The sequence below is a fragment of the Shinella sp. HY16 genome (assembly GCF_028534175.1).
In the GTDB taxonomy this organism is placed as follows: Bacteria; Pseudomonadota; Alphaproteobacteria; order Rhizobiales; family Rhizobiaceae; genus Shinella.
Window position 1 is genome coordinate 167,380 of sequence record NZ_JAHYXL010000001.1, and the last position, 19,460, is coordinate 186,839.

At 62.1% G+C, this 19,460-nt stretch carries 20 protein-coding genes; 10 read left to right on the top strand and 10 right to left on the bottom strand.

The features are described 5' to 3' along the window. Positions 1–64 precede the first annotated feature (64 nt). Positions 65–499, top strand: coding sequence for a hypothetical protein (locus tag K0P03_RS00900; RefSeq protein WP_272788670.1), 435 nt, complete (start codon positions 65–67; stop codon positions 497–499). Positions 500–506: 7 nt separating this feature from the next. Here the strand turns inward: K0P03_RS00900 and K0P03_RS00905 are convergent, their stop codons facing one another. The 7 genes from K0P03_RS00905 to K0P03_RS00935 all read right to left on the bottom strand — a co-directional run bounded on the left by K0P03_RS00905 (position 507) and on the right by K0P03_RS00935 (position 4,743). Then, positions 507–1,829, bottom strand: a complete 1,323-nt coding sequence (locus K0P03_RS00905) for a hypothetical protein (protein ID WP_272788671.1) — start codon at positions 1,827–1,829, stop codon at positions 507–509. Further along, positions 1,829–2,023 (bottom strand): hypothetical protein, encoded by a 195-nt coding sequence (locus K0P03_RS00910; RefSeq protein WP_272788672.1) that lies wholly within the window; start codon positions 2,021–2,023, stop codon positions 1,829–1,831. Before K0P03_RS00910 ends, K0P03_RS00905 begins: the two co-directional genes overlap by 1 nt. A gap of 161 nt (positions 2,024–2,184) precedes the next feature. Further along, entirely contained in the window at positions 2,185–2,718 is a 534-nt protein-coding gene (locus tag K0P03_RS00915; RefSeq protein ID WP_272788673.1) for a hypothetical protein, read from the bottom strand. Further along, entirely contained in the window at positions 2,708–3,013 is a 306-nt protein-coding gene (locus K0P03_RS00920) for a hypothetical protein (RefSeq protein WP_272788674.1), read from the bottom strand. Before K0P03_RS00920 ends, K0P03_RS00915 begins: the two co-directional genes overlap by 11 nt. 194 nt (positions 3,014–3,207) lie before the next feature. After that, positions 3,208–3,555: a hypothetical protein gene (locus K0P03_RS00925; protein ID WP_272788675.1), complete on the bottom strand. Its 348-nt coding sequence runs from the start codon at positions 3,553–3,555 to the stop codon at positions 3,208–3,210. A 3-nt stretch (positions 3,556–3,558) separates the two neighbouring features. After that, positions 3,559–3,801 (bottom strand): hypothetical protein, encoded by a 243-nt coding sequence (locus K0P03_RS00930; RefSeq protein WP_272788676.1) that lies wholly within the window; start codon positions 3,799–3,801, stop codon positions 3,559–3,561. A gap of 57 nt (positions 3,802–3,858) precedes the next feature. Beyond that, a complete protein-coding gene (locus tag K0P03_RS00935) occupies positions 3,859–4,743 on the bottom strand; it encodes a tyrosine-type recombinase/integrase (protein WP_272788677.1) in 885 nt (294 codons plus the stop codon). Between the two features lie 530 nt (positions 4,744–5,273). Between K0P03_RS00935 and K0P03_RS00940 the strand changes: the two genes are divergently transcribed. From K0P03_RS00940 to K0P03_RS00955, 4 genes are all read left to right on the top strand, one after another. Further along, a complete protein-coding gene (locus K0P03_RS00940) occupies positions 5,274–6,020 on the top strand; it encodes a transporter substrate-binding domain-containing protein (RefSeq protein WP_130516439.1) in 747 nt (248 codons plus the stop codon). 70 nt (positions 6,021–6,090) lie between these two features. Beyond that, positions 6,091–7,746 carry an amino acid ABC transporter permease gene (locus K0P03_RS00945; RefSeq protein ID WP_272788678.1) on the top strand — a complete coding sequence of 552 codons (1,656 nt, stop codon included), beginning with the start codon at positions 6,091–6,093 and terminating at the stop codon, positions 7,744–7,746. Between the two features lie 10 nt (positions 7,747–7,756). Next, positions 7,757–8,404, top strand: coding sequence for an SDR family oxidoreductase (locus K0P03_RS00950; RefSeq protein WP_037405925.1), 648 nt, complete (start codon positions 7,757–7,759; stop codon positions 8,402–8,404). A 103-nt stretch (positions 8,405–8,507) separates the two neighbouring features. Then, the gene (locus tag K0P03_RS00955; RefSeq protein ID WP_443020526.1) at positions 8,508–10,529 is read left to right on the top strand and encodes a beta-galactosidase; all 2,022 of its coding nucleotides are present in this window, start codon (positions 8,508–8,510) and stop codon (positions 10,527–10,529) included. A gap of 163 nt (positions 10,530–10,692) precedes the next feature. Here the strand turns inward: K0P03_RS00955 and K0P03_RS00960 are convergent, their stop codons facing one another. Then, positions 10,693–12,627 carry a glycosyltransferase family 2 protein gene (locus K0P03_RS00960; RefSeq protein WP_272788679.1) on the bottom strand — a complete coding sequence of 645 codons (1,935 nt, stop codon included), beginning with the start codon at positions 12,625–12,627 and terminating at the stop codon, positions 10,693–10,695. A 56-nt stretch (positions 12,628–12,683) separates the two neighbouring features. Between K0P03_RS00960 and K0P03_RS00965 the strand changes: the two genes are divergently transcribed. Beyond that, a complete protein-coding gene (locus tag K0P03_RS00965; protein WP_272788680.1) occupies positions 12,684–13,565 on the top strand; it encodes a transporter substrate-binding domain-containing protein in 882 nt (293 codons plus the stop codon). Between the two features lie 6 nt (positions 13,566–13,571). On the opposite strand, the gene K0P03_RS00970 is transcribed toward K0P03_RS00965, so the two are convergent. Together K0P03_RS00970 and K0P03_RS00975 are read right to left on the bottom strand one after the other, a co-directional pair. Then, positions 13,572–14,234, bottom strand: a complete 663-nt coding sequence (locus K0P03_RS00970; RefSeq protein WP_023513059.1) for a S24 family peptidase — start codon at positions 14,232–14,234, stop codon at positions 13,572–13,574. Between the two features lie 94 nt (positions 14,235–14,328). Beyond that, positions 14,329–15,234, bottom strand: a complete 906-nt coding sequence (locus tag K0P03_RS00975) for a DMT family transporter (protein WP_050742594.1) — start codon at positions 15,232–15,234, stop codon at positions 14,329–14,331. Positions 15,235–15,422: 188 nt separating this feature from the next. Here K0P03_RS00975 and K0P03_RS00980 point away from each other — a divergent pair, with 188 nt between their 5' ends. The 4 genes from K0P03_RS00980 (at position 15,423) to K0P03_RS00995 (ending at position 19,416) form a co-directional block, all read left to right on the top strand. Further along, positions 15,423–16,304 carry a DMT family transporter gene (locus K0P03_RS00980; protein WP_130516429.1) on the top strand — a complete coding sequence of 294 codons (882 nt, stop codon included), beginning with the start codon at positions 15,423–15,425 and terminating at the stop codon, positions 16,302–16,304. Positions 16,305–16,420: 116 nt separating this feature from the next. Beyond that, entirely contained in the window at positions 16,421–17,917 is a 1,497-nt protein-coding gene (locus K0P03_RS00985) for a sensor histidine kinase (protein WP_272788681.1), read from the top strand. Continuing rightward, positions 17,914–18,360: a response regulator gene (locus K0P03_RS00990; RefSeq protein WP_023515407.1), complete on the top strand. Its 447-nt coding sequence runs from the start codon at positions 17,914–17,916 to the stop codon at positions 18,358–18,360. Before K0P03_RS00985 ends, K0P03_RS00990 begins: the two co-directional genes overlap by 4 nt. Beyond that, positions 18,361–19,416 carry a sensor histidine kinase gene (locus tag K0P03_RS00995; protein WP_023515755.1) on the top strand — a complete coding sequence of 352 codons (1,056 nt, stop codon included), beginning with the start codon at positions 18,361–18,363 and terminating at the stop codon, positions 19,414–19,416. Positions 19,417–19,460 lie beyond the last annotated feature (44 nt).

Consider the following 19,460-nt stretch of genomic DNA (forward strand, 5'->3'; position numbering starts at 1 on the left):
AATGTCGCCGGCGACATGGTGCGCTGGTCCGGTCCATTGAAGCAGTCGAGGGGCAGCAGGGCGAATGAGCGAGGAGAAGACGATGGGCATTTCCCGAGCACCGAAGCTTGAATGGAACCTCAACACGGTACTTCAGCTCATCAGCCTGGTCAGCTTCCTTGCCTGCGGGATTTATGTGTGGGCGAACACGACGCGGGATATCGAAGAGCTTCAGCGCTGGCGCACCGGGCATGATCAATATCACAAGGAGCGGCTCGCCGAGGTGAAGGCGATCGAGGGGCGGACGGAAGAGCGCTTCCGCACGATCGAGAGCGAGGTTCGCAAAATCGATAACCTTGCCTTCCGGGTTGCGGCGGCCGAGCAAAGCGTCGCAAACACGTCAACCGCGATCAGAGACCTTCAGGCGCTGGTTTCAGCGCAGTCGGGGGATATCAAGGTGATCCGGGAGATCCTGCAACGGATCGAGGCAGGGCAGCGAGGCGGGCTTGAGAGACAGTAGCCGGCTGTTAGGCCGGCGAAATTTCATCCGTTTTCAGACGTTTCAAATCCCGTCCCGTCAGCGAAATCTCGCCACCCGGAACCTTCAGGTTTAAGGCCGATGCTCTACCCAGTATCGCCGACGCCAAGTAATCGGCGGGATGCATGTCCGCCGATTCGTCCTTCTCGCTTTTGGAAAAAAGATTTCTTGATATCGTTTCAAGCAGGTGCTCGGGCATCGGGCGATCCTGCGATAGCTTCCACTCCAGCGCCGCTTCGACAACCCAGCTAGCTCTATCAATGTCCAACTCGAATTGCTTGAGCTGAAACTCTGTGTCGGCGTATCGTTCAAACCACCGGTTCATCCACCTGAGATACCAAGCCAGCAACCCTAGCAATGCGATCGTTAGCGTAACAGGTTTCAGTCCTGCGATGAGCCATTGAGCAGTGGTGTTCTGCGACGAAAGCGCGCCCATCTGCCAATAGAAGAAAACAATCGACGTTGCCAGGAAGGCCATCGAAAGAATGATCGCCACGTGGATAGGGCGCCTGTTGGCAGTCGTTTCTGGAGTTACCGTCAAACTCCCGGCTCGCTGAGCAATTTTTGTTTTCAGGTCCTTGTGGAGTTCTCGTCGCGCATGGGTGTTGTTGCGGTCGTCAAGGACCTTCTCACGGTCTGCAAGAACACGATTGCGCTCCGCCAGTTCCGACATCTGTCCTTCGTAGGACTGTTCATTTTTACTCTTTTCCCTGGCGGCCTCATCAATGAGGTGCTGACGCAAAACTGCCGCATCTTTTTCGAGTGCCTCACGGCGACGGCCAAAGTCTTTCTCAAGCTGGTCCCGGGCGTCTGTGGCTTGCTCCGCAATACGCAGAACAGTCTCTTGAAGCTGTATATTCTGCCGATGATGGGAGGCTAAAAGATCTCGAAACAGCTTCGGGTTTCGAAACAGGCCAGCGATTTTCTCGTGATCGCGGCTAAAAGCTGAGAACACAATGTCCTCGATCGCTCTCGCCTCTTCTTCGGTCACTCCACCTTTTACTGTCGCAGTTCCGATTGCGTTATTGCTGACCGTCAGCTGATCATAGAGAATGGCGTCGACTCCAGCGAGGGCTTGCCTGTCAAGGACAACCTCAAATCGCTTACCGCTGACTGAAGCTCTGAGTAGTCGGAAATCTTTTGTCCGGAATGGACTGTCGCCATCTGCGTCTTGTCCAATCGGCAGGGTACTGGCACCGCCGAGCGTCAAAACCTCGAAGTTTGTGGCGTTGAGAATATTGCCAATGGAGCGGCACAGGTCGATAATTTCGGAGTCGTAGACTTTAGGTACCATCGAAATCAATGGAGCCATCACGCACCTCGGCAATCTTGAGTAGCGATAGAAAAGCAGAAAGCTATGAGGTCTTCAACACGCATATCAAAACTTGTGAAGTTCATCGCCGTGGAAAACTGTTCCGCAATGGATGTGAAGATCACCGATCGTCGCAGGCGCGACTGCCCCGCCGCAGCAAGTGGTGGATTCACGATACGGCCTACGATCAGCACTCAGAACTGCAGGGAGCAGTGAGAACGCAGTTGGTGGACGCCGAGATCTAACCCACTCGCAGACCTATACACCCTAGCAGAATTCCAGCTAATCAACGGAATACAGATGGGCGGCCGGCGAAAAGTCGCCGACTGCCAGTCGGTGGGTGAAAGGACGCCGGTCACGCCGGTACTAGGTTTCCGCTTTTGGACGTACGTGACAGAATATATTTTGAGGCGACATTTATCTCACGCCGAGGCTCTGTAGCGAGGCAAGCTATAAAATCGTCAACCTGCTTAATGCTAGGAGATGTCCTGTATAGAACGCAAAGAAGACCCTTGCTTATTACCATGAACACCCCCTCTACAAGATCCGGCCTTGTCCTACTCAATTGATTAAGAGCATCGCTAAGGTCGGTATCTTTAACTTTCTCGCCTTGGCTGCCCATCATTATACGATAGAACTCTCGCGCCTCTTTCTTATTAGATACAACGATATTGAACTTCGCGACAAAGTTGGTCAGTGCCGGGGGGAGGGCTGGATCATCAATGATCCGATCGACGGCAGACAGATGATCGCGCAGAGCTTCCGCAGCCACCTTCTGAGTGTACGCGCGAGTCCTAAGCCAGTCGGACAAATTCAAAAGAAGCACTGTTGCGACCGTGATCGCTGCAACTATATTCCAGGTGTCAAAGAGTGTCGCGCTATTGGACATTTTTGCTTCTCCGGATCACAGCTTTTTGCGCCTTGCTCTGAACTCTTTTCGCTTCTGTCGCCTCGATTTTAGCAATTTCGAGTTTCTTCATCTGGTACTGAAAGTAGTAACCGACACACTCGAATACCAGATACCCCAAGTAGAACCCGGCCGGTACAAGGATGGCCACAATGTCATTAATGCCCCGTTTATAAAGGAGCCCTGCGGTGACGATAAGGCAAAGTGCGCCGAAAAGTTCCCGCTTATGCCCTTTAAACAGCTTGAGCACTGCTAGTGCATTAAATTCAAAGGCCATATAGGGTTAAGCGCCTAGCTCGCGGACCTTGCATAAAGCTTGAGATGTGCTCCCGTAGCTACTTTAGATAGAGTTTGCAAGGGCAACGCGCGCCCGCAGCCATTTTATTGCCACAATATCATCCCGACGTCGACACTGGGCTCTTGCCGCTGCATTGCGACGGGCGGCTTCAATAGAAGTCGCTCTTGGGCTTCTCAGATGCCCTTTACCCAGAGCGGCAAACCGTTGTCACACAGCGGCCCGATACTCTGCGCGACCTTCGCCGGCCGCTCTCCGGTGCGTGCCAACCCCACATCATACCAGTCCTCGACGGCCTTAGCAGCTTCCCAAGCTTCAACGGTGCGGCCGGTATGGGGCATAGGTCGCTGAAAGCCAGGCCAGTACGACACGCCGCCGCTCCACATGAACGTCCCGCGCTTCAGGCTGGTCTTGTCCCTCGACACCCGGCCGATATAGAGCCCGTCATGGAAGGCGCTCCAGTCTTCCCTCTCTTCGCCAGGCCACGTCAGGACCCATCGATACTTTCGCTGCCACTTCGCCACGGCCTATTCCAGTTCCGGCAGCTCGCCGCTCTGAAATAGGATCGTCGGTGGGCCGTAGTCGCCGAGCGCCGGGTCTGCGTCGCGGCTCCAGGCGATGACGCCTGCATATTCTCCGGCCATCGCCCTCGCGATCCGCGTGGCCTTCTCCTCGCTGTCCATCTGCCGCGGCTCGAAAGCTGGGAGAAGCCCGCCGTCGTCGGTCTTCGTGTAGGCAGCGAGCACGATCAGTTTTCCGGTTTGCGTCATCTTGGCCTCCATGGATGAGACCATAAAATAAGCCAGAACGGAATGAGAACAATAGGCTTAAATTTCCGCGTCGAATTGATAGCGGCCGAGCTGGTCGGCAACGATGCGGACGGCGTTCTCCGGGCTGTGCACGTATGTTTGGAGAAATACGGAAGAGCTTTTCCATCCTCCCGCCTCCATCGTTGTCTTGATATCCAGTCCCATCTCGATCGCGCTCGTCGCGAAAGTGTGCCGGCCGCAAGTGTGGCTCGATTTGTAACTGATCTCTGCGCGCTTGCAGACCGCGGCTATGCGCGTGTTCACGGATTGCCGGCTGCTGTAGCCGAACACGCGATCGTCCGGTGCGGCCTCGGTGCGAAGGCCCGCTATCCGGTCCGCTACCTCGCTGGTCAGCCCACGGGTCGAGTTCGTATCCGTTTTTGTCTTTCTCAGCAGGACGGTCCGCTTGGCGGTGTCCACGTCGCGCCATCGGACATTTATCGCCTCTGTCACGCGCGTGCCGCTGCTCGCCATGAAGAGCACCAGGGCGGCGAGGTTGTCGAGATCATCCTTGCGGCACTGGCGCGCAAAAGCGTGCAGCCATGCGCGCTGCGCCGGCACCTTGCGCTTCGGCCGCTCTTCCTTGAAGCGCTTTATGCGGATGAAACCGCACCACCCTCTATCGTATCCGTGCCGCATGACCGCTAGAGCCGGTGCCATTGCCTGTCTGTTCCTGGTCGCGTTCTTTTGGTCGGGATAGAGATGGAGTGCCATCTCCCGTATATCGAATGGGACGATGTCGGTGAGCGGACGATCGCCGAAAAACTCTACCACGCGCGGCAGATGCCGCCCGCTCCCTCCATGCTCGACGAAACTTTCGGCCGCCTCTCGAAACGTCTTGCGGGCGCGCAGGTGGAACACTTCAGCGTGGTCGGCGTGCTGCCGGCGGAAGGGCGCTTCCATGGAAGCCTCCATAATCAAATTCAACGGGCGGTAGAAATTTGAGTTTTACATTTTGCCGGTAAGCCTTTGATATTGCGTCCGGCCAAATTTGAGAGTTTTACAGCTATCCCTATGAGATTTCGGCCTAACGACTAGCTTCCCAAGCTGAACGCGCGGGTTCGATTCCCGCTACCCGCTCCAGCCCGGGTTCTCAGGGCATTGCGCGACATTCAAGCAGATTCTTTTTCGTGCGGTTTTACAGCTTCCGGTGTGGTCTCGGCCTGCCGGTTTTGGGATGATCCGCTTGGCCGGAAGCCATGATGGCGACAATGCCCAGCGTTGTTTTGATCTTGGCGCACGCGATGCATAGGCGGAAATAAAAACGTTTATATTTTATCTTGAAAACGTTTATATTCCTTGTTACCAATTTTACGGAGCGAGGATGAGGTCCATGTGTGGCAGGAGGTGCTGCGGATGGGCGCGTGGTCCGTTCAGGGGATTTGTCGAGCACCTTCCGCGCATGGCGGGCGCCGACGGTTGAGGAGGAAGAGATGAAAAAAATCGTTGCAACACTCGCGCTTGCCGTCTTCGCGGCGGGTGCTGCGCATGCAGCCGATCTTGGCGGCAAGCTTCTGAAGGTTGGTTCCGACACCACGTCGCCGCCGATGGAAAGCGTCGATCCGGCCTCCGGCCAGATCGTCGGCTTCGATGTGGATGTGGTCAACGCCATCTGCGCCAAGATCAACTGCCAGGCCGAATTCGTGACGACCGGCTGGGACGGTATCTTCGCTGCGCTTGACCAGGGCAGCTTCGACCTCGTGGCCTCGGGTGTCTCCATCACCGACGAGCGCAAGAAGGCGATGGATTTCTCCGACCCCTATATCGTCAACAGTCAGGCCGTGCTGACGCGGGCCGAGGATCAGGGCATCACGCTGGAAAAATTCAAGGCTGACGGCAAGAAGCTTTCCGCCCAGGCCAACACGACGGATGCGCAGGTTGCCGAAGGCGTGGTCGGCAAGGAGAATGTCGTCGCCTATGACAGCTTTAGCGCGGCGATTATCGCGCTCAAGAACAAGGACGTCGACGGCGTGGTGATCAACGGGGCCAATGCCGCCGCCTATGAGCGCGAATTTGCCGGTGACCTTGTCGCCTCCATCAAGGACCTCGAATCCGACCCGCTCGGCCTGGTCTTCCGCAAGGGTGACGAGAATGTCGCCGCCTTCAACGAGGGCCTGAAGGCGATCAAGGACGACGGCACGCTCGACCAGCTCATCGCCAAGTATTGGGGCCTCAAGTAAGAGGCTTTTGCCGGAAGCGCGGTGCGGGCGCTTTCGGCAATCCTTCTTGATCATGATGCCGGAGGCCAAAATGTCGTTCGTCAGAAGCGTGAGGCCCAGCAATCTGGTCATCCTCGCTGCACTGCCCTTCATCGTCTATTTGTTCGCCTCTTCCGCGGACTACCAGCGTTCGCTGCGTGCCATCCTGGGCGTGGAGCTGGGCTCGGGCGTGTTCGTGCCGGGTTTCCTGCTGCTCACCGTTGCCTTTTCCGCCGGCTTTGCGGTGCTCGTTCTGTCCCGCAGTGCGATGGCGCGGCCGCGTCTCACGATGGTTGTCGGCCTTGTCGGGCTTCTCGCGACGGCGGCCATTCTTGCCGGCGATCTCGCCCATCCCTTCATCGCCTCGGTCGTCGCGAACGGCGTCGATCCCTTCAAGTCCACTCTCGTCGTCAAGGGCGCGACGCCCCGCCAGCTGACAGAGGCGGCCGACTTGATGGTGCGCGATGTGGAGGCCTGGCTGTGGCCGGCCTATGCCGTGCTGCTCGTCGCGGGTCTCGGCCTTACCTTTGCCGGCAGTCGCGCGCGGGTGCCAGCGGAAAGCCGCCTGCGCCGGGCAGGGGCCTGGCTGCTCGGCCTCGTCAATGGCACGGGCCTCGTCTTTGTCTTCCTCTTCGCGCATCTCGCTTTCGCTTCCGGTCTCGCCACGACCATCCGCGCGGCCATCGCCGCCTATATCCTCGCGGCCATGCTCGGCCTCGTCTGGGTGGGGCTTCTGAAGCTGCGTTATACGCGCCAAAGCCTCTATTTCTTCGCGGCGATGACCCTCGCTTTCGCCGTGCTCTCCACCTGGTTCCTGATGCAGCCGCGCGACAACTACGTGCTGGTCGGCACGCTGGAGGGCAAGGTCGGCATCATCACCGGCACCCCGTCCGGCCTTATCGGCGCGGTGCGCTTCGGGCAGTACGAGGGTGGCCCGGTTACCGAGACGCCGGTGCGCACCTTTGTCACGCCCGAGCAGGCGATCGAGGCCGTCGGTAAAAAGGAGGACGTCAGCGGCGCGCTGCTGCCCGCCGCCACCGCGCCTGCCGATTGGCCGCGCCTCTGGCAGGTCGAAGCGCTGAACGATCGCGACCGCGCCGCGGGCATCACCTTTGCCGTCATCGCCATCGTGGCGGGCCTCTTGACCTTCGGCGGCTTCCTGCATCGCCGCCATCCGCTGTCCATCGGTTCGGAATTCATCGTCGATACGATCCGCGGCATTCCGATGCTCGTCATTGTGCTCTATGTCGGCCTGCCGCTTTCCGGCGCCTTGAAGGATGCGACGGCCGGTGTCTTCGATCCGCCGAATCTGGTTCGCGGTATCGTTGCTATGGCGATTGCCTATTCCGCCTATCTTGCGGAAATCTTCCGTTCGGGCATCAACGCCATCCCGGCCGGCCAGATCGAGGCGGCAGGCAGCCTGGGACTCAACCGCTGGCAGACGGCGCGGCTCGTCATCCTGCCGCAGGCATTCCGCATCGTCATTCCGCCGCTCGGCAACGAGCTGATCGCCATTCTGAAGGACACTTCGCTTCTCTCGATCCTGTCGATCCGCGACATCACTCAGCGCATGCGGGAGTTCCAGTCGGCGAGCTTCCTGCCGTTTGCGCCCTACAACTCGGCGGCGATCCTCTACATCCTGCTGACGTTAGCCGCTGCCAGCCTCATCAGCCTCATCGAGAAGAAGTATGACACAAAACACCGCTGACACGGGAACGGTGCTGATCACCGGTGCCGGGCGGGGGCTCGGCCGCGCGCTGGCTGACCTCTATACGGCTACCGGCTTCCGCGTCATCGCCTGCACGCGACAGGGAACTGATGATGCCCCGCCGCTGGACGTGGCGGATGCTACCTCGATTGCCGCGCTCGGCGACCATCTGGCAAGCGTGCCGATCGATATCGTCATCAACAATGCCGCGATCCGCGGTGACACGGGCGGCCTTGCCTCGCTGGAGACGGACGGCTTTCTGGAGGTCGTGCGCATCAATGCGCTCGCTCCGCTGCTGGTCGCCCGGGCGCTCAGGTCCAATCTTCTCGCCGGCCGGCGCCGGGTGCTCGTCAATATCGGCAGCCGCGCCGGCTCGCTTGCGGAAGGCACGATCGACGACGAGGACGGCGACTATGCCTATCGCTGCTCCAAGGCGGCGCTGAACATGGCGACGGTCAAGCTGGCACAGGATTTCCGGTCCGACGGCATCGCGGTCCTTTCGCTGCATCCCGGCTGGGTGAAGACGGACATGGGGGGCGCGGAAGCGGCGGTCGAGGTTGCGGAAAGCGCTCTTGGCCTGAAGGGTCTGATCGACGGCGCGACGATGGCCGAGACCGGAAGCTTCAGGGCCTACGACGGCAGGACGGTACTCTGGTAGCACCCACTGCAAGATTTTGAATGGCGATATAAACGTTTATATTGCGATCGTGATGAAAGCGGCCCGGCCCAGCCGGCACCGCGGAGAATGAAGGACGATACCGGTGCACAAGCCGCTCACGCAACAGAACCGCTTCGATGCTGCCCGTCCCCCGGCCGGCATGCTGGAGCTTGGTGTCTGCTACTATCCGGAGCAATGGCCGCGGGAGAAATGGGACGAGGACGCCCGCCGGATGGTGGCGCTGGGCCTGGCCTGGGTGCGCATCGGCGAGTTCTCCTGGTCGCACATCGAGCCGCAGGCCGGCGTCTTCCATTGGGAGTGGCTGGACGAGGCGATCGAGGTGCTCGGCTGCGCCGGCCTCAAGGTCATCTTGGGCACGCCGACGGCCGCCCCGCCGAAATGGCTGGTCGATCGTTATCCGGATATTCTGCCCGTCGACGAGCGTGGGGTGGTGCGCAAGTTCGGCGCGCGCCGGCACTATTGTTTCTCCAGCCGCCGCTACCGGTTGGAGGCCGCCCGCATCACCGAGGCCATGGTGCGCCGTTACGGTGAGAATCCCTTCGTGCATGCCTGGCAGACGGACAACGAATACGGTGACCACGATACGATCCACAGCTATTCCGATGAGGCGAAACTGGCCTTCCGGCAATGGCTCGCCGCGCGCTACGGCACGGCCGAGGCGATGAACCAGGCGTGGGGCACGACCTTCTGGAGCATGCACTACAACACGTTCGATGAGGTCGATCTGCCGAACAACCTCGTGGAAGAGCCGACGCCGAGCCATCTCGTCGACTATTTCCGCTTCTCCTCCGACCAGGTGCAGACCTTCAACAAGGCGCAGGCGGATATCATCCGACAGCATTCGCCGGGCCGCCCGGTGACGCACAATTTCATGTCGCAGAACACCGACTTCGACCATTACAAGGTGGGCGAGGATATCGATATTGCCTCCTGGGATGTCTATCCGATGGGGGGGCTGATCAACGGTCGCCTCAGCGCCGAGGAGAAGGCGCGCTACCTGCGCGTCGGCGATCCGGACCAGCCGGCCTTCAACCACGACCTCTACCGCGCCGTCGGCCGCGGCCGGGTGTGGGTGATGGAGCAGCAGCCGGGTCCCGTCAACTGGGCGGCGCACAACCAGTCGCCAGCCGACGGCATGGTAAGGCTGTGGACCTGGCTCGCCTATGCGCATGGCGTCGACATGGTCTCCTATTTCCGCTGGCGCCAGGCGCCGTTCGCGCAGGAGCAGTTCCATGCCGGCCTGCTGCTGCCGAACAGCGAGGTGGACCAGGGGTATATCGAGGTAGCGCAGGTCGCCGAGGAGATGGCGCGGTTGCCGAGGGGCGAGGTTCGGGAAAAGGCCGCTGTCGCGATCGTGCTCGACTACGAATCACGTTTCGCAACCCGCGCCCTTCCGCAGGGCCGCGGGTATGCCGCTTCGGCCATCGCGCTCGACTGGTATTCCGCCGTCGCGCGCCTCGGTGTGGATGTCGATTTCATCGGCCAGCATTCCGATCTCTCTGGCTACAGCCTGGTGCTGGCGCCTGACCTCGTCATCCCGGATGCTGCCTTCCTTGCCCGGCTGAAGGCGTCAAAGGCCAAGACTTTGTTTGGTCCGCGCAGCGGCAGCAAGACGCGGGACATGCACATTCCCGCCGACCTGCCGCCCGGCCCGCTCGCAGATCTCCTCGATTTCCGGGTGACGCGCGTCGAATCCTTGCCGGACTATCACAGCGAGCCCGTGCTCTACGGCAATGCGAGCCATCCGGTGACTGGCTGGCGGGAACTCATCCGCACGAACGAGACGGTGCTGGCGACCTTCGAAGGCGAGCACCGCCCGGGCTCCCCTGCTGTCATCGGCAATGACCGCGCGCGCTATGTCGGCACGCTGCCGCGCGGCGAATTTCTCGCGAAGCTGATGGGCGACACACTCGGCTGGGCTGGCGTCGGAAGCCTGCCCGATCTCGGTGATCTCAGGCTCGCCCGCCGCGGCCGGCTGCACTTCGCCTTCAATTACGGCAGCAGCTCCGCTTTCGTGCCGGCTGGTGCGGATGCGACCTTCCTCGTTGGTGGCCGGCAGCTTGCGCCTGTCGATGTGGCAATCTGGACGGAAGGCGGCAACTAAAGCAGGTCCAGAAAACGCGTGAAGCGATTTTTCGTTCGGAACAATGCCAAAGCGTTCCTGGCCGCCGAGCCGGAGCTCCTCATCCGGTCCCTCCGTTCCTCCCTGGGCAGACGGATCGGGTGAGGGGTGGGCTTTTGCAGGCTGCCGGCCGCAGTTGAGAGGATTATCCGGCTTCCATTCCCGTCTGCGGCCGCACCGGCCGATGAGCCGTCTTGTTCCAGAAGAAGGGATTGTGGCGCAGCTCCCCGACGGCGCGCCAGGCGGCGACCGATAGCAGCAGCCAGTAGACCGGCGTCATCATCCAGTGCCTGCCCACGGCGGCCTGTTCGCTCTCCGCCATGCCACCCCGCCCGAGTGCGATGAAGACGGCGTAGCTGCCGAAGATGTTGATCATATCGAGCGTAAAGAGGGTGAACTCGAGCGGCCCGACCGTAAACGCGGGCTGGAAGAACAGCGACCAGGTGATGAGGCCGAGATAGGCGATGATCAGCGGATGGGCGAGCGACGAGAGGATGAGCCCGCCGATCAGCACCTGGAAGACGAGGCTGGGCCAGAGGCCCATTTCCGAAACGAGGCGCGAGGGATGGCGCATCAGCACCAGCCAGGTCTGCAACCAGCCCTTGAACCAGCGCGTGCGCTGGCCGAGCCAGGCGTCCCGCCCGATGGGGGCCTCCTCGTAGGTCGGCCGGGTGAGCGTGCCGCAGCGGTAGCCGAGCCTGTAGAGGCGGAGCCCGAGATCGGCATCCTCGGTAACATTGTAGGGGTCCCATCCGCCGACCTGCTGGAGAACGCGCGTGCGGAAATGGTTGGACGTGCCGCCGAGCGGCACGGGCAGGCGCGCGGCGGCAAGGTGCGGCAGCAGCACGCGGAAGAGCCCGGCATATTCGAGCGCGAAAAGTGCGCTCAGCCAGCTTTCCCGCGCATTGGTGACGACGAGCGGCGCCTGGAGGCAGGCAATGTCCGGCGGACCCGCCTCGAAGGTCCGCCAGGCTTCCTCCAGCTGTAGGGGATCGACCCTGTCCTCGGCGTCGTAGATGACGAGATATTCGCCGCGTGCCGCGCCGAGCGCATAGGTGAGCGCCTTCGGCTTGGTGCGCGGCCGGCCAGGTGGCACCTCAACGATTTCGTACTGCCGGCCGAGGCGGGTGAGAGCGAGCGCATCGAGCGTTTCCTGGTCGTCCGCCTCGCAGATGAGCTTGATGTCGAGACGCGCAGCCGGCCATTCGATCCGGTTCAGGGTATCGATGAGCTGCGGCACCACGGCCGCTTCCCGATAGAGCGCCACGAAGATGGAGTAGGTCGGTCGCGGCCGGACCGATGGAGGCGGCAGCATCGGCCGGCGCTCCTGCCGCCACTTGGCAACAAGCGCGACAAGGCGGATCAGGAAGGTGCAGAAAAAGAGCAGGGTCACCACGATGTGTAACGCCAGCGTGGCCAGCCTGGGGGCAAGCGCAGCCAGCGTAAGGAGCAGAGTGACGGTGGCGCCGGTGTAGAAACCTTGCCGGCCGCGCAACGTAATACGGGCGCTCGCCTCGGGCATGGTGGCGTGCAGCTCCTCCACCGTGTCGCGCAGCCGCCTCTGCTGGCCGGCCTGCCAGAGTGCGGCCCGGAGAGCCGAGGGTGTGGTCGCCGCCATCATGCTGCGCAGCGCGGGGGCGTGTGCCAGCCGTTCGCCGAGATAGTCGAGCCGCTCGGCACTCGGCACGATTGCCGTGGTCGGTGGACGCGACGGATGGCGCAACCGTACTACGGTCGGGTCGATGAGTTGGCTATCGGCCCCGGGAAGATCCTCGACCTCTGCCGGATCCAGCCGGTCGAGGAAGGGGATGTCCAGGATCTCGGCCAGCGCCTCGTAGTAGACATGTTCCGAGACCGAGCCGCTTGCCAAAAGCTCCGTTTCCAGCGATGTGCCGTGCTGGTTGGCACGCACCAGCATGGTGGAGATGAGGGGCTTCGATAGACCCAGGCGCCGGAAGAGGTGGGCCTCCGTCATCAGGCGGGAGGGTACGGTATCGTCGCGGGGTGGCGCCAGCGGTGCCGGCCGGATGCCGATTGCGGTAGCGAAACCGATGTCGTCGGGATATTCTGCCAGTCGCATGCAGCCCCGCAGCCGCGCAGGCAGCTACGCCCCCTTTAAACCCCAGGTTGATTGTAATGCGGCATATCAAAATTGCACCCCTGAAAATCTACGGGCTCCTTGCCTTCGGCCTGCTGCTGGCGGCGGTGCAGCCGCAGGATGTCGTGGCGCAGGAGTCTGCCTCGGTCGACCTGCCGATCCTGTTCGACACGCGTGAGCGCATCGCGCGGCCGGACCTGTCCGGCATCGTGCGGCTGCGCTTCCTGACAACCGTGGATTTCCCGCCGTTCAACTTCATCGACCAGACCGGCAAGCTCGCCGGTTTCCACGTCGATCTGGTGCGGGAGATCTGCCGGGAGCTGGCGCTCACCGAAAAATGTCAGATCCAGGCTGTGACGTTCCCGGAGTTGGAAAAAGCGCTCATCGACGGCAATGGCGAGGCGGTGGCCGCGGGTGTCGCCGTCACCGCGGAGCTGCGCAAGCGCTTTGTCTTCTCTCGCCCCTTCATGCGCCTGCCGGCCCGTTTCGCCGTGGCAAAGAAGACCCCGCCCGCCGGCGCGACCGCGGCTGCGCTTGATGGCAAGCGTGTCGGTGTCGTCGCGGCGAGTGCGCACGAGGCGATGCTGAAGGCCTTTTTCCCGCGCGTGCAGGCGGAAGCCTTTGCCGATCGGACCGCCCTGCTGGCAAGCCTCAAGGACGGCAAGGTGGAGGCGGTCTTCGGGGACGGGATGCAGCTCGCCTTCTGGACGAGCGGCTCGGAATCGGCCGGCTGCTGCCGTCTGTTCGATGGGCCTTACCTGTCGGAGCGTTTCCTTGGCGAAGGCCTCACCATCATGTTCCGCAAGGAGGACGCGACGATAACCGGCGCCATCGACCATGCGCTGCTGGCGCTCTCGCGCAGCGGCCGCCTGCAGGAAATCTATCTGCGCTACTTCCCGGTCAATCTCTACGGCGGCTGAAGCGGCCTACTGGCTGGCCCAGATGATGCGGGCGATCCAGTCCACGTCGTCGATGTCGAAATTGCGGTTCGGGTGTTCGGGATTGAGCGAGACAAGCTCGATCGTGCGTGGCGTCTGGCGGTGCAGCACCTTGGCCATGACCTCACCCTCGCGCGTCTTGACGACGACGCGGTCGCCGCGGCGCACCTGCGCGCCCGGTTCGACGATCAGGACGTCGCCGTCGCGGTAGAGCGGCAGCATGCTGTCGCCCTGCACCTCCAACGCGTAGACGCCGGGCTTTCGATCTGGCGAAGCCGGAAACTCCACCACGTCCCAGCCCTGGCCGGCGGGAAAGCCGCCATCGTCGAAGAAGCCGCCCGCGCCGGCCTGGGCGAAGCCGAGCAGGGGAATGGTGCCGGTCTGCGGCGGAAAGGCGCCATGCGGCAGGGCGGCGTCGCGCGCCGGGTCGGCCAGCGTGAAGAACTCGTCGATCGAGGCGCCGGTTGCGTCGAGCACCTTGGCGATCGATTCCGTCGATGGCCAGCGCTGGCGGCCGTCGGCACCCTGCCGCTTCGACTTGTTGAAGGATGTCGGGTCGAGCCCGGCGCGGCGGGCAAGGCCGGACGGAGAGAGCCGATTGCGCTCGGCAAGGGCGTCTATCGCTGCCCAGATCCGGTCGTGGGAGAACATGCTGAAAAACCCTGCCAAGGCAACGGACCGGCAAGGGCCGGTCCGACTGATCGGAAGCATATCCAAGGAGGGTGAATGAGTAAAGGAAAAAGGATTATTTTCCTGTGTTCTTTCCGATCCGGTTTTCGGCCGCCCGGCGCCGGGCCACGACGCTCTCGCGCCAGATGGTGAAGATGCCGGCGCCGACGACGATGGCCGAGCCGAGCACCATGTTGAGGTTCAACGTTTCACCGAAGACGCTGACGCCGATGATCGCCGCCAGCACGACCTGCAGATAGGTGAGCGGCTGCACGGCGGCGGCATCGAGCAGGTCATAGGCGCGGATCAGGAAATAATGGCTCGACATGCCGGTGATGCAGAGCAGGCCCATCCACAGCCAGTCGCCCGGTGTGAGGTTCGTCCAGAAGAAGGGACCGACAAGCGAGATCGCCACGGCGCCGACCACGCCGGTGTAGAAGAAGCTCGTCGAGGCCGTGTCCTCGCGGCTGACGAGGCGGGTGGCAATGACATAGACCGCGAACATCAGCGCGGAGATGAGCGGCAGCAGCACGCCCATGTCGAAAGCGCTGCCGGCGGGATTGAGGATGATCAGCACGCCGCAAAGCCCGATACCGATCGCCGTCCAGCGCCGCCAGCCGACCCGCTCGCCGAGCAGCGGCATCGACAGGAGTGCAACGAAGATCGGTCCCGATGCCAGGATCGCCTGGGAATGGGCTAGGCCGACCTTGGTGAAGGCGGTGATGGTAACGACGATCTGGAAGGCAAGGAGGACGCCGCGCAGGATTTGCAGGGCCGGCCGTTTCGTCGCTGCCACGACCTTCAGGCCACCCGGGCTGCGGGCGCCCAGCGCCATCGCGAAGGCGCCGAAGGCCCAGAAGCGCAGCATGGCGATAAAGACCGGCGGGTAGAGGCTGCCGAGATGTTTCGAGATCGCGTCCTGCAGGCTGAAGATCAGGATGGCAAGCAGGGTGAAGAGATAGCCGGTGCGTTTGGAGTCCATGGCTCGCGCATATACCTGTGTGGCCCCGCTTGCACGTCGAAACCTGCAGGCAAAACGGACTTTTCGTGGCGCGGTTCAAAGTGGTGGGAAAAATTTCCTTGCCCCCTGATTTTCAGCCTCTTTCGCCGCATCGGGCGCCGCGCTATCAAGGCACAGCGCGGCGCTTCCGCGCCTTCGAGGTCCATTCCGTGCAAAAGACCGTCTCTTCCGGCATTCTGCTGACGTCCTTCGCCTATTTCATGTTTTCCTTGCAGGATGCGACGGTCAAATGGCTCGTCGCGGCCTTGCCGGTCTGGCAGATCCTGTTCGTGCGCAGCCTGACGATCTTCGCGCTCTGTCTTGCCTTCGGCGGGCGCCCGCTCGTGCAAAGCGCGCGCCGCTCGCCTGTGCTGAAGCCGCTCTTCCTGCGCAATCTGCTGCTGCTTGCTGCCTGGCTGTCCTATTATACCGCCGCGCGTGATCTCGGCCTGGCGGAACTCACCACGCTGTACTACGCCTCGCCGGTCGTCATGACGATCCTCTCGGTGCCGATCCTCGGCGAGAAGGTGCCGGGATACCGGTGGTTCGCGGTGGTGATCGGCTTCGTCGGCGTGGTCATCGCCTGCGGGGTTGCGGCCAAGGGGGTACAGCTTTCGCTGCCCGTCTATCTCGCCCTGCAGGCGGCGATCTTCTGGGCGGTTGCAACGGTGCTGCTGCGCAAGACGGCGCTGCATGAACGAACGCAAGTGCAGGTGACCATATCGAGTTTCTTTTTCCTCCTCTTCACGGCCTTCGCGCTGCCTTTCGTCTGGCAGCCGGTCGCGCTGCTCGACCTGGCGCTGATGGCCGGAACGGGGGTCATTGCCGGCATCGGGCAGTTCGCGATGTTCGAGGGTATGCGCCGAGCGCCGGTCTCCGTGCTTGCTCCCTTCGAATATTCCTCGCTGGTCTGGGCCTTCGCGCTTGGTTATCTCATCTGGAGCGACGTGCCGGGCTCGAATGTCTTCGTCGGTGCCACGCTGATCTTTTCTGCGGGCATGGTCATCATTGCCAGCGAACGGTTCGCCGGGCGCTTCCGTGTCAGGATCTAGCCCCTTAAGTGACGAAACAACCAAAAGAATTCCGTTTTCGTCACGTTGGTTGGTTGCAAGCGAACATTACAACGATATTGTCGCCGTCCTGTAGACGGCTTGAACCGGGGGGTTAGATGCCGATTTCGAACGCCGCCTTCGTGCGCTCGACGGTTATTCTGTTGATTGCTGGCATGTTCGCGTTGCTCGGCATTGTCGGCACGTCGCTCTGGCTCGTCAGCAAGGTGCAGGACTATTTCGCGGATTTTATCGAAGTGCGCGAGGCGCGCAGCGCCGCTGCCGACCTGCTCTCCATCGTCAAGGACGCGGAAACGGGCCAGCGCGGTTTCATCATAACGGCCGACACTGCCTTCCGAGGTCCTTACGATGACGCTCTGCGCGCCGTCGCCGAGCGGGAAAAGGTCTTCCTGGAAAAGACGGAGCGCTTGCCTGAATATGTCGAGCGGGCAGCACGGGTCAGTAAACTTGTGGAGCAGAAGCTGGCGGAGCTGGCCGGAACCGTCGCCCTCATGGAGCAGGGCCGGCAGGCGGAGGCTGTCGAAGAGGTTAAGACCGATCGGGGCCGCGTCCTGATGGATGAGCTTCGCACTGAGGTCGGCTTCATCCTCGATGATGCGGACCGGCATCTGGAGGAGAGCGTCGTCGATACGCTCTCGTCCGCCAGCGCGCTGCAATGGACGACGATCATCGGCGCGATCGCGATTATCGGCGTACTGGGCGGCGCAGCCACCGTCGTCATGCAATATACACGCGACCTCGTCGTCGCCCGCCGCGAGGTTGAGACGCTGAACGCCACGCTGGAAAAACGCGTCGACGAGCGCACGGAGGAGCTGATCCGCGCCAACCAGGAAGTGCAGCGCTTCGCCTATATCGTGACGCACGACCTGCGCGCGCCGCTCGTCAACATCATGGGCTTCACCAGTGAGCTGCAGGCCTCGCTTGCAGCCATCCAGGGCTATGTGCTGGCCGACGGCAAGGCGCCGAGCGAAGGGGATATTCTCGAAGCGCGCCGCGCCGCTTCCGAGGACCTGCCGGAGGCGATCGGCTTCATCCGCTCCTCCACCAAGAAGATGGACGGTCTCATCAACGCCATCCTGAAGATTTCGCGCGACGGGCGGCGGGAGCTGCGCATCGAGCGCGTCGACATCAAGGCGCTTGTGGAAACGGGTGCGGCGGCGGTGGGCCATCAGGTCGGCGAATCCGATGGCAAGGTCACCATCGACGAAAAGCTGCCGACCGTCATTTCCGATCGGCTGTCACTGGAGCAGGTTTTCGGCAATCTCTTCGACAATGCGATCAAGTACCAGTCGCCGGGCCGGCCGCTGCGCATCTCCGTGACCGCGAAGAACGGCGGCCGGGCTGGTGCCGTCATCGAGTTTACCGACAACGGCCGTGGCATCTCGCCGGAGGACCACGAGCGGGTCTTCGAACTGTTCCGTCGCTCGGGCGCCCAGGACAAGCCCGGCGAAGGCATAGGCCTGGCGCATGTGCGTTCACTGATGCGCAATCTTGGTGGTGATATCATCGTCCGATCCGAACTCGGGCAGGGGACGACCTTCGTGCTCCGTCTTCCGCCCGACCTCAGCAAAGTAGTCAGGAGTATGCAGGCATGAACGGACTGGGCAAGGAAGTCACCATCGTCATGATCGAGGACGACGAGGGCCATGCGCGCCTCATCGAGAAGAACATCCGCCGCGCCGGCGTGCACAACGAGGTCGTGCCCTTCACCAACGGCACGGAAGCGCTCGATTTCGTGCTCGGCAAGGACCGCTCTGGCCTTGCGAGCGCCGGCAGGTTCCTGTTGATCCTGCTCGACCTCAACCTGCCCGACATGTCCGGCATCGATATCCTGCAGCGCATCAAGACCAATACCCACACGAAACGCCTGCCGGTCGTCATCCTGACGACGACGGACGATGAGCGGGAGATCCAGCGCTGCTACGATCTCGGCGCGAACGTCTACATCACCAAGCCGGTGGAATATGAAAGCTTCGCTCATGCGATCCGCCAGCTCGGCCTGTTCTTCTCCGTGATCCAGATCCCCGAGACGCAGTAAATGAAGGAAGCCTCGGTCCGCATCCTCTATATCGACGACGACCCGATCCTCGCGCGGCTCGCCCAGCGTGCGCTCGGCCGTCTTGGTTATGAGGTGCTGCATGCCGAGGATGTGGAGCATGGCCGCGCGCTTTTCACCGACGGCGGTTTCGCCGCTGTCGTGCTCGACCACTTCCTGAAATCGGGCACGGGCCTTTCCTTCCTGAAGGAGCTTTCCGATGCGCCGGGGGCAGTGCCTGTCGTCTATGTGACGGGGTCGAACGATGCCCAGGTTGCCATCGAGGCGCTGAAGGCTGGCGCTGCCGACTATGTGATCAAGTCGGTCGGCGACGATTTCATGCCGCTGCTGACCAATGCACTTGGCCAGGCATTGGAAAATGCCGAGTTGAAGCGCGCGAAGCTTCGTGCCGAACAGGAGATCCGCGCTGCCAAGGAGCGGGCCGAGGTGTTGCTGGCGGAGGTGAACCACCGCGTCGGCAATTCGCTGGCGCTTGCCGCCGCGCTTATCCGCCTCCAGATGTCGAGCGCATCCGACGAGGCGGTAAAGGAGGCGCTGTCGGAAACGCAGGCCCGCATCACCGCGATTGCCGGCATTCACCGGCGGCTCTACACGTCGGAAGACGTGCGCCATGTCGATATGGGGGCCTATCTCTCGACGCTGCTCTCCGAGCTCGACACGTCGATGAAGGGCCATGGCCGCAACGTGCGGCTCAACCGGATGCTGGAGCCGCTGCACGTGCCGACCGACCGCGCCGTATCGCTTGGCGTCATCGTAACCGAACTCGTCACGAACGCCTTCAAATATGCCTATGGCGAGACTGGCGGCGAGGTGCGCGTCGGCTTCACCCGCCTCGACCCGGAAACCGCGTTGCTTTTCGTCGAGGACGACGGCATCGGCTGGCGCGGGGAGGGGCCGGTACGCGGCACCGGTCTCGGCTCCAAGATCATCGGTGCCATGGCGTCAAGCCTCGGCGCCAAGCTCGCCTATGCCAGCCGCACTGTCGGCACGCGTGCCGAGCTGCTGGTGCGCATGGCCGACGCCGCACGTCCCGCGTAGAGCGGGATACCGGACGGCAAAAGACCCGGATGCAGGGGACATCC

Bases quoted from the DNA above. Each gene is read 5' to 3' on its own strand.
- K0P03_RS00900 (WP_272788670.1), top strand. From the start codon at position 65: ATGAGCGAGGAGAAGACGATGGGCATTTCCCGAGCACCGAAGCTTGAA.
- K0P03_RS00905 (WP_272788671.1), bottom strand. From the start codon at position 1,829: ATGGCTCCATTGATTTCGATGGTACCTAAAGTCTACGACTCCGAAATT.
- K0P03_RS00915 (WP_272788673.1), bottom strand. From the start codon at position 2,718: ATGTCCAATAGCGCGACACTCTTTGACACCTGGAATATAGTTGCAGCG.
- K0P03_RS00920 (WP_272788674.1), bottom strand. From the start codon at position 3,013: ATGGCCTTTGAATTTAATGCACTAGCAGTGCTCAAGCTGTTTAAAGGG.
- K0P03_RS00930 (WP_272788676.1), bottom strand. From the start codon at position 3,801: ATGACGCAAACCGGAAAACTGATCGTGCTCGCTGCCTACACGAAGACC.
- K0P03_RS00935 (WP_272788677.1), bottom strand. From the start codon at position 4,743: ATGGAAGCGCCCTTCCGCCGGCAGCACGCCGACCACGCTGAAGTGTTC.
- K0P03_RS00940 (WP_130516439.1), top strand. From the start codon at position 5,274: ATGAAAAAAATCGTTGCAACACTCGCGCTTGCCGTCTTCGCGGCGGGT.
- K0P03_RS00945 (WP_272788678.1), top strand. From the start codon at position 6,091: ATGTCGTTCGTCAGAAGCGTGAGGCCCAGCAATCTGGTCATCCTCGCT.
- K0P03_RS00960 (WP_272788679.1), bottom strand. From the start codon at position 12,627: ATGCGACTGGCAGAATATCCCGACGACATCGGTTTCGCTACCGCAATC.
- K0P03_RS00965 (WP_272788680.1), top strand. From the start codon at position 12,684: ATGCGGCATATCAAAATTGCACCCCTGAAAATCTACGGGCTCCTTGCC.
- K0P03_RS00970 (WP_023513059.1), bottom strand. From the start codon at position 14,234: ATGTTCTCCCACGACCGGATCTGGGCAGCGATAGACGCCCTTGCCGAG.
- K0P03_RS00975 (WP_050742594.1), bottom strand. From the start codon at position 15,234: ATGGACTCCAAACGCACCGGCTATCTCTTCACCCTGCTTGCCATCCTG.
- K0P03_RS00985 (WP_272788681.1), top strand. From the start codon at position 16,421: ATGCCGATTTCGAACGCCGCCTTCGTGCGCTCGACGGTTATTCTGTTG.
- K0P03_RS00990 (WP_023515407.1), top strand. From the start codon at position 17,914: ATGAACGGACTGGGCAAGGAAGTCACCATCGTCATGATCGAGGACGAC.
- K0P03_RS00995 (WP_023515755.1), top strand. From the start codon at position 18,361: ATGAAGGAAGCCTCGGTCCGCATCCTCTATATCGACGACGACCCGATC.